General features: G+C 37.1%; 6 protein-coding genes. 1 reads left to right on the top strand and 5 read right to left on the bottom strand.

All coding sequences use genetic code 11. The features are described from left to right. The first annotated feature begins 234 nt into the window (after nucleotides 1-234). Entirely contained in the window at nucleotides 235-3354 is a 3120-nt protein-coding gene (locus BW946_RS10205) for a M60 family metallopeptidase (RefSeq protein WP_076596084.1), read from the top strand. Between the two features lie 196 nt (nucleotides 3355-3550). Here the strand turns inward: BW946_RS10205 and BW946_RS10210 are convergent, their stop codons facing one another. The 5 genes from BW946_RS10210 to BW946_RS10230 form a co-directional block, all read right to left on the bottom strand. Continuing rightward, nucleotides 3551-4312, bottom strand: a complete 762-nt coding sequence (locus BW946_RS10210) for a LytR/AlgR family response regulator transcription factor (protein WP_076596085.1) — start codon at nucleotides 4310-4312, stop codon at nucleotides 3551-3553. Between the two features lie 79 nt (nucleotides 4313-4391). After that, nucleotides 4392-5711: a RagB/SusD family nutrient uptake outer membrane protein gene (locus BW946_RS10215; protein WP_076596086.1), complete on the bottom strand. Its 1320-nt coding sequence runs from the start codon at nucleotides 5709-5711 to the stop codon at nucleotides 4392-4394. Between the two features lie 12 nt (nucleotides 5712-5723). After that, nucleotides 5724-9053 carry a SusC/RagA family TonB-linked outer membrane protein gene (locus tag BW946_RS10220; RefSeq protein WP_076596087.1) on the bottom strand — a complete coding sequence of 1110 codons (3330 nt, stop codon included), beginning with the start codon at nucleotides 9051-9053 and terminating at the stop codon, nucleotides 5724-5726. 6 nt (nucleotides 9054-9059) lie between these two features. After that, nucleotides 9060-11633 (bottom strand): zinc-dependent metalloprotease, encoded by a 2574-nt coding sequence (locus BW946_RS10225; protein WP_228402527.1) that lies wholly within the window; start codon nucleotides 11631-11633, stop codon nucleotides 9060-9062. A gap of 130 nt (nucleotides 11634-11763) precedes the next feature. Then, complete coding sequence (locus BW946_RS10230) at nucleotides 11764-13347, bottom strand: histidine kinase (protein ID WP_076596089.1); 1584 nt, start codon at nucleotides 13345-13347, stop codon at nucleotides 11764-11766. Nucleotides 13348-13634: the final 287 nt, after the last annotated feature.

Genomic DNA, 13634 nt, shown 5'->3' on the forward strand with positions numbered 1-13634 from the left:
GTATTGCCTGTAAAAAAGCCTTTTTGAGGATAAAGTTTTGAGCTATTAAAGTATTTTTTACCGTTACCGTAAATAGTATACAACTAATGTTCGGGAAGATGATTGAATACAACTATTATCCAAAAACAAGTCAAAGCTGGATGCATCCAGTGGAGATTTAAATGGCAGCTATACTCCTGTAACATATTCATACCTTGTCATTTTATTATTTTTTTAATCAAAAATTTACACCAAATGAAAAACAATTATTTTATTCTTTTATTTCTGTTCTTCTTACAGACAGTTTATGCACAGCAATATAAGATGCCCGTAGCTTATGCAAATTCGTTACAGCCTGCACAAGCCGGACAGGAAGCCGGACAGAGTATTGATAATAATGTGAATACACTTTATCATTCTCAGTATAATTTGAGCACAGCACTTCCGGACCAGTTAAATTTCAGATTTTCCAACCGGGTAAAAAGTGTAAAAAGGTTAGTATACAAGCCTAGAACAACAGGTCCTAACGGAATCTGGACGAGTGTGAAAATTTCTTATTCTACACAATCCGATCCTACAGTCTTTACAACAGCAACCGGAGTTATTTCCTGGGCAGCGGATAATACCGCTAAAACAATAGACTTACCCACAGCAATTGTTCATCCGGGTGTTATCAGGGTTGATGTTCTGAGTGCTCAAAATAATTTTTCAAGTTGTGCCGAGATGGAGTTTTATTCTACAGAGCAGGTGGATCCTGTACAGACAGAATGTACACTGCCAACCAATGAGTTTTCAGCTTATGCAGATATCCCGGTATTGCCTCAGGCGGCAGGATCTTCGGCTTCAAGTTTTCAACCGGGAGAAAATATTGAAAATTCCTTTGATGGCGACGTAAGTACGTTATATCATTGTGATTGGAATGCTACCGCAGCCACTTTTCCTATTTCTCTGATTTATAAGTTTGATGGGCAGACAGCTATGAATTATTTAAGGTATATACCAAGACAGGATGGTGGGCCAAACGGACTTTTCGGAAATATAAAAATAAGTTATAATACCATTTCTAATCCTGCTTACGTTACTATTTCTACTCAGAATTTCGGGCAGACCTCTGCCATAAAAACCGTAAACTTCCCTTCCGCAATTACACCTTTAAATATAAAAATTGAAATTCTTGATGGTAAAAATAACTTTGCGAGCTGTGCCGAAATGGAATTTTTTCAGACCAGTTCCAATATTTTTAATCCATCAGCTTATTCAAACATTTTTAATGATCCTATTCTAAGCACCTTAAAACCAACTGTAACCCAGCAGGATATTGATGCCATTTCCTCACCTTTCATGAAAGGATTAGCTCAGTGTTTATTTAATAATACCTACAACAGAAAATACAGAGTTCAGACTTTCACGCCATATAAAACAACTGAATCTATAAACACCCAATATAAAACAGGGAATTATAACGGATATGAAAACCCAACAGGAATAGCATTTCAGCCTAATACCACTGCTATTGTTTTTGCTAAAGATATTACGGCAGCAAACAAAGTTTACTTAAAAATAAGAGATTTTGCTACTGAAGGGTCATCTCCTGAAAAAACATATGAACTAAAAAATGGAATAAATATCCTTGCTGTTAACAATGCAGGGTTAGGGTATATTTCATATTACACTGATGATGTAAACGCTGCACCTGTAACTATAAATATTACAGCAGGTATTGTAAATGGTATTTATAAAAAAGGTACAACGTCTGCAGAATGGGCAGAAATGCTTACGAATGATGTCTATCCGAAAATTGATATAGAGGGTTATTATACAAAACTGGTTACCAATAAGTCTGCGGTAAGCAATTTCCATTTCACCACCGCTCAGCCTCTGATAGATAAGTACGATGCAATTGCCAAGTCTGAGAGAGAAATGATGGGCTTCTTTAAATTCAATAAAAACTTTAAAAACAGGCAGCTTGTTTATATGGAATCTACAGGAGGATGGTTTGCAGGAGGTTTGGGAGTTCATTTAGACCTTACCTGGGGACTGTCCAATTCAACCTCAGCACCAGGGCTGGATATCTGGGGTGTGGCACATGAATTAGGTCATATCAATCAGGTAAGACCAGGATTAAATTGGGTTGGAACAACAGAAATCACTAACAATTTATACTCATTATGGGCCTATTATAATATGTACTCACCAACAGGCAGCAACAGGTTTACGAGGCTGGAAGGTGAAATTGCCGATAAAACGGTATTTCCTAAAGTGGCAGGAAACAGATTTGGAGAAATTATTATTCAGACACAAATTAACGGGAAGAGTATTATGGATCAGTTCAGAACTGATTATGTGAATCCTGCTGACGCGAATTTCAGAAGCCTTATTCCGTTTTGGCAATTAGAATTATATTATCAGTTGGCGGGAGCTTCAAAAAATGCTTCACCCCTTGCATTTGATTCAGATATGTCTGATGAAGACACCCCTGTGGTTACCCCTGCAGTTCCAGGAGTAGATTATGCACATTGGTTTGCTACAGTAGCTGAGAAAGTAAGAAATACAAATGAAACGCAGCTCACACAAGGACAATTGCTGATGAATTTTGTAAAAAACACCTGTGATGCCGTGCAGGAGGACCTTACAGATTTCTTCACAAGCACCGGTTTTTTAAAGCCAATCAATGCAACAATATCAGATTATACCAATAATCAAATGACAATTACGCAAAGCATGATTGATGATGTGAAAAGCTATGTCCTTGCAAAAGGATATGCCAAACCTGTATCTCCGGTGATCAATTATCTTTCAGCGAATAGTGTAAATGCATTCAGGAATATGCAGCCGGTTTCCGGGGTTACGGGTGTGGGTGCACAAATTACAACCAATGCGCAAGGACAGTTTTTATTGGTTGATAATTCTAAATGGAATAATGCTGTTGCCTTTGAAACCTATAATGCAAGTAATCAGCTAATCAGTGTTTCTATTGTAGGAACAGGAGATACTACACTGGCAAATACTTATGTAGATTATCCTGCCAGTGCTCTAAACGTGTATGCTGTGGGATATAATGGACAAAAAATACTGGTTTATCCAGCATTTACGTTAGCCACTGATCATATTAAAATAAATAACAATGAATTTAGTATATATCCGAATCCTTTAAAAAATGGACAAAAATTAGTTATTGATATTAAAAATTCAAGAGAAAATTTAAAAGCGGAATTATATGATATGACAGGAAAGTTATTTATTTCAGCAAAAGGCTCTTTAAATGATATTAATAAAGAAATTAATAATAAAATCCAAGATTTGAAAACCGGAATTTATATTATTTCAATAAATAAAGGAACCAATACCTATCAATCTAAGATTATTAAAGAATAATACCTGTATAAGTGTGACAGTCCCGAAAAAGGCTGACTAGTTTAATCATTCAAATATATTTATATCAGAATAGGAAAATTCCTATTCTGATTTTTTGTCTATTTTTAATTTCACGCTATTTTTCAATACAATGATTAAAAATAATCTTTGCTTGATATAATTAGAAAAAATTTAAATGAATATTTTTAAGACGTAATCAGCTGTTCAGCCAGTTCAGGCATTCGGCAATCTGCATTTTACTGATAAAAATTTCTGCATTCACTTCGGGTTCGGGCGAGAGCCTAAGTTCTACTTTCTGACTGGAGTGTTTGATAATCTCAGAAACAGCTTCTTTATTAATGATAAACTTACGGTTTATTTTAAAGAAGATCTCAGGGTTAAGCTTCTGAATAATATCTTTAATGGTATCATCATAAATATAGGTCTGATGATCTTTTGTAGTAAGGAAAAGATATTTTCCTGAGGCAAAAAAATAAGCCGTGTTATGTTCATCTATTGATTTAAGTTTATTTCCTTCTCTTACCATAAATCGTTTCATGATCTCTTCCTCTGCCTGGCGCAGTGATGAAATGGATTTAAGAACCGGTTCAGGATCAAAATTGTTTCTTATGGAGATAAATTTCTGTAACGCTTTATGCAGATCTTCTTCTTCAAAGGGCTTCAGAAGATAATCAATGGTAAAATGCCTGAAAACCCTCATGGCATATTCATCAAATGCAGTAATGAAAATAATGGGGGTAAAAAGTTCTACCTGCTCGAAAATTTCCAGGCTCATTCCATCGCCAAGATGAATATCCATAAAAATAAGATCTGCTGAATCTTTTTCAAAGAAATCAATTGCCTGTTTTTTGGAACGAAGAATAACAGTCTCTGTAACAGGGACTATGCTCTGTGTATCCAAAAGATTTTTCAGATAATTCACAGCCAGCAGCTCATCTTCTATAATGGCAATTTTCATAACGATGCAAAAGTACAAAAAAACCGCTGAAACAATTAAGTTCAAGCGGTTTCCTCTGTATTGAATTTGATATGAAGTTCTATAGATTAGGGTTATTCTTCTTCGCACTCATTGGATATTCAATGGTATATCGCGGATCATTCTGCTGAAGAATATACTCTTTGCCACTGATGGTGTGGCTTATTTTTTTCTGATTTGCTCTTCTTAAGTCGAACCATCTTTGTCCTTCTAAAGCAAATTCTCTGAATCTCTCATCCAGAATAAAGTTCATAAATGCTGTAGAATCCATTGAGTTCACCGCATTTTGTACTGAAGTATATCCGTCCGGAGTATATCTGTTTTTTAAGACTTTCAGAAGTGTTTCTTTGGCTTCAGTAAGTTTATTCAACTTTAACAATGCTTCAGATTTTATAAAGTACTGTTCTGCTGTTCTGAAAGACACTTTGAATTCTAAACTTCCTCCTTTGGTGATTTTATACTTACTGCCATTTTTTTCAAAATACATGCCAAACCTTTTATCTGCAGTATTATTATAGGAAGAAATAAGTTCCGGAGATGCAAAAGATAAGTTCTTTATAGAATTATCCCATGTATTGTCCAGGGCCATGATAGATTCCGGGGATGCGTAATGGTTGGGTGGCGTATTTACAGTATTCAGATTACTTAAATCACCTTTTACCGCCAGTACCTGATCTGCATAGCTTAATGCTTTGGTCCAGTCTCCTTCATATAGGGCTGTTCTTGCTTCAAAAGCCAGCAATGCTGTTTTTGAGAACCTGTAGTTAACTCCTAACGCCTGTTTTGGCTCAACCATAAGATCTTCTGCTTTTTTAAGATCTGCATGAACCTGATTGTACACTTCCTGTACAGAAGATGGTTTCAGTACCTGTTCAAGATCAATTTCAAGATTGATTGGAACTCCTCTGTCACCAGAAGCGGCAGCACTGTTGTAGGGTTTTCCGTACAGATTTACCATGTCAAAATACAAATACGCACGAAGCGCATAGGCTTCTGCTAAAATCTGATTTTTCTCCGGAGAATCCTGCATGGTTTTGCTTCCTTCATTAATGATCTGATTCAGGTAGAAGTTCACAGAATAAAAACTCACCCATGGAAATTCTGTAGATGCCGGATCATTGTTAGCATCTTTCCACATTGCCATTTCACGGTAGGAAATGAAATCTGTAGAATTATCATCAATATTCACCTCATCTGTACGAAGAGCCACCAGTGATTTGTGAACAGGATATTTTGAATAGGCGGATGTAAGTACTTTCCTGTAATCTTCAGTAGTAGTAGGAATAACTTTTCCTTCAGGCTGAATATCTAAAAATCTGTCGCATCCGATACTGCTAAAGCTGATTGCTGCAAGTGCTATGATTGCTGTAATTTTTCTCATTTTTCTCAAGTTTTAAAAAGAAACATTAAATCCTACGGTCACTGATTTAGTGATAGGCTGTGCATAAATATTACCATACGTTTCCGGATCAAAATATCCTTTATATCCGTTACTGAATACAAACAGGTTACGCCCTTCAACACTTAGTCTCAGACTCGAAATCCCCATAGGATTTGTAAATTCTTTAGGAAGTGTATATCCCAAACGGATACTGCTGATTCTGATGTAGCTGATCTCCTTCGCCCATACATCCAGTAAACTGTATGCATTGGAACGGTTTCCGGCAAACCATTTATTCGCCATCCATCCATCCGGATTAGCATCCATATCCGGACTGGTAATTCCCGGAAGTGCCCCTCCTGCTTCGTAGATATCTCTTGTATAGTTTCTTCCTCTGTCCAGCTCCATTCCACGGTAAGAAGGTGTTCTCATTACCGTCTGCTTGAGGTTGAATGTTGCAGAGATGGTAAGGTCAAAATTACTTACTTTAAAGGTGTTGATAATCCCTCCTGTAAATTTCGGGTCTCTGTCTCCTACATACGTAAAAAGGCTTCTCAGCTCAGCATTTGAAAGTTTGGTGTCTACAAACTGTCCCGGAAGGAAATCTGCATATACATCATATAACTTAAAGAATTCTGCTGCTGAAATCTTCTGATCGCCTTTCCAGAATAATGGATTGCCGTGTTCATCCATTCCTGCTGTTTTTAAAGCAAATACAGCATTTACAGGAAGTCCTTCTCTTGATGGAAGCAATGAATTATCACGTGGCTGCTCACTTAATACTCTACTCTTGTTATGGGCAAAGTTGATGGTAGTGGTCCATTTGAAATTATCATGATTGATGTTTCTGGTGGATATTGCCAATTCAAAACCTTTGTTGGTAAGGCTTCCCCAGTTCATCATTGTATATTCGAATCCTGTTTCAAGAGGAGTTTCTTTCATACTGATCATGTCTGTCCCTTTTCTGCTGTAAACATCAGCGGTAAGGCTTACACGGTTATTGAACAATCCTAAATCAAGACCGAAATTGGTATTGGTTGTTTTTTCCCATCTCAGTTTATCGTTCGGAGGGCTGATAACATTGATGATGGGTTCTTTTCCTCCCGGAAGAATCGTTGCATCGTTATATTCACCGATAAAGAAAGGCGATGTATTTCTGTCTATATTTCCCTGAAGACCGTAAGATGCTCTCAGTCTAAGGTTGGATATGGCAGAAATATTTTTCATAAAGTCTTCCTTTGTTACCAGCCATGATCCTGAAACTGCCCAGATGGGAAGGTATTTATATTTTTTATTGACCCCAAACAGGTTGGTTCCGTCATATCTCACACTTCCGAAGAATGTATATTTCTGATCATAGGTATATGATGCTGTTGCAAACATGGAAGCATAAGCATTCTCTATAGGAGCTGCTTCACGATATGTTTCATATCTTTTATCAGCTGCAAAACTCGAATTCGGGAAAACAATAGCCGTAGCTCTTCTTGTTTTTGGATCATACCCGAAAGCTCTTGTGATAGTAGTATTATCTTCTGTTTTACGGATTTCCGTACCGGCCATCAAATCAATCTCATGTTTATTGATCTTTGTGCTGTACGCTGCCTGCAATTTCCAGTTGTACTGAAAAAAGTTATTATCCCAGTTTTGTTTCACAGCTCCAGCCGGTAGAAAGTAATTGTATTTCCCGTCTTTGTAGTAACGGGTATTTTCTCTCATTTTTCTGGTGAAGTAGGTATTCTCTGCTGCAAATTTTTCTGTTTTATTAGCATCATACTGAAGTCCCAACTGAGAAGTAAATCTTAAACTTTTTGAAGCTTTATATTCTAAATCTAAAATCGCTTTCAAAGAGTTATTTTTCAGTGAATAGTTGGTATTTTCTCTTTCTTCAAGAAAGTTGAAAGGAATATAACGGTCTTCAAAACCATCCATATCTCTATCATAATTATAGCTTCCATCTGCATTGAAAGGCTTCATGTAAGGATTGGCATTTCTTGAATAATTCACAGGGTTGATTGAGGCATCAGCATCCGTTACAAAAGATTCGCGTTCACTTTGCGTTCCGAAAATAGAGATTCCTGCATTTAACTTATCGCTTAATTTATAATTGTTTTTTAAAGTCAGGTTATAACGTTTAAAACCTGTCCCGATAGTTGTTCCTTCTTCATCATAGTATCCCAGGGAGAAATAGTAGTCTGCACGGTCACTTCCTCCGGAAACACTTAATCCGTATTGTTTGTTGATAGCATTTCTGTACAACAGTTTGCCCCAGTCTGTATTGTTATTTCTTAAACCGTTAATCTGTTGGCGTGTGAATGAGTTCAACGCATCAAAACCTCCGTTTCTGAAAGCATCAAGCTGGTTGTTCTGAGTCAGAATTCTCATCACTTCTCCTTTATCTGCACGGTAAGTAAGATCTGCACGCTTGGCAAGCATCAGTTCTAAGTCTACTTTTTCAGAAGCATTTAAAAGGTTCAGTTTATCAAAATCAGGGCGTGATGTTACAAAAGTATCTGCTGAAAAGTTCAGTTTCAGACTTCCTTTTTTTCCTTTTTTGGTGGTAATGGAGATCACTCCGTTTGCTGCTCTTGCTCCGTAAATAGCGGTTGCAGCGGCATCTTTAAGGATGGTGATATCTTCAATATCATTAGGATTCAATCCTGCAATAGAGAAGTTCTGAAGCTGGTCAATATTGTCTTTATCCGTGAAGTTCGGCACGTCATTTCCTTCTAACGGCAATCCGTCGATTACCCATAGCGGATCCTGAGGACCGGAAAGAGAAGCTGTTCCTCTGATTCTGATCTTCGCCGGGCTTCCCGGAGCACCCGTTTCAGGAGTTACTGCCACACCGGCAATCTGTCCTGCCAGCATCTGGTCTACACTGGCCACACCAGCCTGGCTGATGTTGTCCATTTTTACGGTAGAAACCGCTGAGGTCTGTTTACGTTTTTCAATTTTCTGATATCCGGTGATGATGACTTCCTGGATTTTATTTTTGTCTGAAACCTCAGAAGTCAGTCGGATGGTATAGTTGGTCTGTCCTTCATTCAACTGAATCACTCTGGATTCATAACCAGGATAACTTACCAAGACTGTTTTTGTATCGGCAGGGATTTCCAGGATGAATTTTCCGTCCTTATCAGTTACCGTACCTACTGACACACTTTCGATAATTCCTTCTAATTCCGTTTTTGTAGAGACAGACTGTGTCTCGATTTTTATAGATGCCCCCGTAATAACGTGAGAAGTATTTCCGTCTTCTATTTTTCCGGTGATGGTTTTCTTTTGCTGGGCCATTGCTATATTAGCAGCCAAAAGAGGTAAAAGTATTAGAGTTTTTTTCATTGCCGTTTATTTGTTTAAAGCCTCTTGAATACGAATAATTAAATCTGTGTAATGTGCTCTGGAAGCATCATCACCTCTGTATCTTGTTCTGTTCAGTAAGTCCAGAACCTTCTGAAGTTCTGCTCTCTTGTAGGTAGTGACTTCAGATACTCTTTTCATGGAAGAATAATTAATGTTTCTCAAGCCGTGATCATCTTCATGAAAATTACAGATGGTTGGGATATTCAGCGTGTTATCTGCTTTCAATCCTTTCACTGCTGTTTTTTCAAATAATTTGTTCACAGAGACAATCAAAGCATCCACATAATTTTTCTGAGTCATTTTCTCAAGCATTGTAAGGCTTCCTTTCTTACTGAAAATAGCGGTTCTTAACTGCTCAAATAAGTTCTCTACAGTGTAGATTTCTTCTTTTGATCCTGAAACCTGATGTTTTAACTCATTTTCAAGTAACCTCAACAAACGGTCGTCCATCAACAGAGAATAGATATTTGCGTACTGCATTCCTCTTGCCATAGTGTATGGTGTCTGCTCGAATGGTCCCATCGGCGAGTTTTTAACAGGATAGGTTTTTTCTGTAATCGGATTAAAGAATAACCATTCCGGAAGGTTGATCGCATTTTTAACAAGATAATCAACTGCTCTCCTCTGAATTTCTGCCGGAACAGCCTCGTAAGCTTTTTTCTTATTTCCAAAAACAGTATTGTTCAGGTAGATTCCTCCAACATTTGCCATTACGTGACCTGTATACAGATCCCATTGCCCGATCACTCCCAGATACAGTTTTCCGGCATCGGTGTATTCTTTACCGTCTTCATACGTCCATTTCAGGAGATTATTGATCACAACTTTCAGGTTTTTCATTCCGTACTCGCTGGCTTTCATCGCATCATCACCTAAATCTTCAGACTGCGAACGCGGATCAATGGTTTCCAGATAGCTTTGCTGCTCCCCATAGAAATACATCGGGTCATCTTCGTGCTTTTCAATTAAATTTTTCAGCGCTTTTTTCTCTACGAATTCATCCGGATACCAACGGTAACCCCACTCTATGGCATATTTATCGTAAAGACCAATTTTCGGAGTAATTGCTGTAACGCCATCTTCCGGCTGAGCTACGTAATTGTAACGTGCATAATCCATAATGGAAGGTGCTGTACCGCCCATTTTATCCGTAAATTCTTTGGAACGAAGCGACTCTACAGGGAATGCAAAGGATGCTCCCATATTGTGCTTCAGTCCGAAAGTGTGTCCTACTTCATGAGATGAAACAAAACGGATAGCTTCACCCATATGTTCATCACTGAATCTATTTCCTCTTGCTTTAGGATCAATAGGTCCCGTCTGAATTCTCATCCAGTCATGAAGAGAAGTCATTACATTATGCCACCAGATGATATCTGCTTCGATAATTTCACCACTTCTCGGATCTACTACGGATGGTCCCATTGCATTTGACTTTGGCGAAGCGGCGTAAGTAATCACAGAATATCTTACATCATCAATATCAAAATCTTCATCTTTTTCATCCGGCATTTTCGCAATCACTGCATTTTTGAATCCTGCCTGCTCAAACGCCGCCTGCCAGTCATGTACTCCGGCAATGATTTTCTCACGCCATTGTTTTGGAGTTGCCGGATCGATATAATAAACAATCGGTTTCTTAGGCTCTACCAGCTCTCCTCTTAAATATTTTTCTTTATCTTCATCTTTAGGTTCAAGATTCCATTTGGTAATGAAGAATTTTTCATCCATTTTCTGCTGATTGTCATTAAACGACCAGTGTTTTTCGGAGAAAAATCCTACTCTTGAATCCGCTACTCTTGGTTTCATCGGTATTTTGGAAAGTAAAACCAGATTGGTAGTAACGCCTAATGTTACCGGCAGATCTACTCCACCTTCATTGACAGAAGTAGACAATTGAGACTTCACCACAAGGTTCTTAGGAAATGTCTTCACTCCTTCTATATAAGAAAGACTTGATTTCACAGATCCTCCCAATCCTACATTGGCCAACACGTCATTAAAACTCTTTTGGTTTCCGTCAAAAACTTTGTTGACTTTAATTGCCACAGCTGTAGAATCACTGTTTTGTGCCTCAATATCAAAGACCTCAATTACAGATTCTGAGAAGTTATCTTTCACAGATTTTGTAATGGCATCATTCTTTGGGGATGACACTTTAGGAACCACCGTTTTTACCCATACTTTTTTAGCTACAGGATCGCGGTGAAAAGAGATGACCTTATTTTCATAGTTCATTCCTTTGTTCAAACCTGCCTCATTAACCTGCATGGGTACCTGAGAAAGTTTGTTCACCACCAAAAACTGACGTCCCATTAAGCTGTCAGGAATCTCAAAATAAATATCCGTTTTTACCTGAATGGTATTAAAAAGTCCCTTTTTATAAGTTCCTTTTTTGATCAGGTCTTCAATTTTTTTTGTTTTTTTTGACGAGGATGTCTCTGTCTTATCCGTTTTTTCTTTGTTGACCTTTACCGTATCTTTATCTTTTTTCTGTGCTATTGCCATTGGTGAAGCCATAGCAAGACCGAGATACAGTGCCAGCCTGTAATTCTTCATTAAAATAGTCCGATTCATTCCAAATAGTAAATATCTTAGTTTCAGTAAGCAAAGCTATAGGTATCGTGAATCATATATATAATATTAGGGAGTGAATGGTGATATTTTGGGAGTGAATGGATTTTTATTTTTAATTCAATAATGGCAAAAAACATATGAAATATTCACCATCTACAGAAATATGAAGAAGATTATTCTTAAAATACCCATAAACCTGATTCAAATATTCAATCCCGAATTTCTCTCCCTGCACCGGTTCAGTTTTAGGCTGCCAGGTGTTCTTTACCGTGATCCCATCCTTATCAACGGTAATGATGATTTCCAGAGGCTGATCTATCGTTGCAATATTGTGTTTGGTTGCATTTTCAGTGACAATCTGAAGGCATAAATAGGGAATTCTTTTTTTTAGACTTTCAGGAGCATTTATAATCAGTTCAAATTTCAATTCTTCATCAAACCTGCTTTTCAGAAGTTCCATATATTGCTGTATAAATTTAATTTCCTGCGAAACCGGAACAATATTATCTTTTGGAGGCACTATCAGATATCTGTAAATCCTGGAAAGATTCATGGTAAACTTCTGTGCGTTTTCTTTGTTAATCCCGATCAGCATATAAAGGGAGTTCAATGAATTGAAAAGAAAATGTGGATTGATATTATTTTTAAGCTGCTGAAGCTGGTTGATCACTTCTGCTTTGTGCATCTTTTCATTCTCTATCAACAGTAAATTCTTCTCAGACTGTATTTTCTCTTTTTCCTGATAAGCCAGGCTGGTGGCTCTCTGAAACAATATAAATACCGTTACAATAAGAAACAATGCTGCCAGAAAAATATAAACAGTATAAGTTTTTATTTTACTGATATTCTCATCAATAATAAAATTCACATGATTCACCACTGTATAGCCATCAAAATTATCGGTCTTCAACGGTTTTATGAAGCGGGTTACTTCAACTCCAAGATATTCTGAAACCGCTGTCCCTTTGGTATATCCCGTTTCGGTTTTGCTGGTTAACGTGTCATTCGGTTTAATATCTGTAAAACCGAAGATATTTTTTCCGATATATTTTTTTTCAGGATGGGTGATGCAAATTCCTTCTTTGGTAAAGACATAAGCATAGGTATTGGAGCTTTTGTCAACATTGATAAAATATTGATGAAGATCATCCAGACTTACCGTAGAGCCGTAGTATAATTTGTTTTTATCAGGCAGTACCAGAGAATCATAGCTCATCCAGTACATACTGTCTTTTTTAGCAATCAAAACATCTTTGAAATGCCCCGGACCGTTGTTTTTTATCACAATAGAATTCTCTTTACGATCTGTCTTCGTGAAAATACCGGATAAAGGATTATTGCTCTCAGATTTCCCTGAACTGGTGTTTTCATAATAATACCAGCTGTAAGGCAGCAGGTTTCTTTTCTTATTTAAGTCATTTAAAACCAAAGAATAATCCTTGTAATTCTTCAGACCGTCTTTCTGAATCAGGGCACGAAGCAGATACTGATAATCCTCAATATTTCTGAATTCATGTTCTATTGATTCATACTTTCGGAAAAATGTCTTCTTTGCAAAATCATCGGTATTTTTACGGCTGTCTTCTGTAATCAGAAGACTCAGAACAGCAAATGCTGCCACGGCAATCAGGCAGGCAGACAAAGCAGTAATATAAATGGACTTTTTGGATAAAGCGTGCTTAAAGTTAATAATCAAATTTTCAAAATTGTAGGTTCCTCAACATATAAATTATTCGTTTGCAAAGATATAACAAAGATCTCAGGACTGGAAAGTGAATTAAATTTAGATTTCAATTTTTTAAAACCAGATGCTTTATATGGGAAATAAATCAATAATAAAAGCGTCTGAGTACTTTTATATTTTTAAACTAAAAAACAAAAACCCAGATAAGCTGAAGTCTTAAAGTTCGTTAATATCGTCATTCAGACCACAGATTCAGCATGCTATATTTTGAAAATTAATTATCTTCGCCTACAAATCTT

The organism is Chryseobacterium sp. RU33C (assembly GCF_900156015.1).
Lineage (GTDB): Bacteria > Bacteroidota > Bacteroidia > Flavobacteriales > Weeksellaceae > Chryseobacterium > Chryseobacterium candidae.

What these genes read in the sequence shown, in the direction of transcription:
- BW946_RS10215 (WP_076596086.1), bottom strand. Translation starts at nt 5,711, where the DNA reads ATGAGAAAAATTACAGCAATCATAGCACTTGCAGCAATCAGCTTTAGC.
- BW946_RS10205 (WP_076596084.1), top strand. Translation starts at nt 235, where the DNA reads ATGAAAAACAATTATTTTATTCTTTTATTTCTGTTCTTCTTACAGACA.
- BW946_RS10210 (WP_076596085.1), bottom strand. Translation starts at nt 4,312, where the DNA reads ATGAAAATTGCCATTATAGAAGATGAGCTGCTGGCTGTGAATTATCTG.
- BW946_RS10220 (WP_076596087.1), bottom strand. Translation starts at nt 9,053, where the DNA reads ATGAAAAAAACTCTAATACTTTTACCTCTTTTGGCTGCTAATATAGCA.
- BW946_RS10225 (WP_228402527.1), bottom strand. Translation starts at nt 11,633, where the DNA reads ATGAAGAATTACAGGCTGGCACTGTATCTCGGTCTTGCTATGGCTTCA.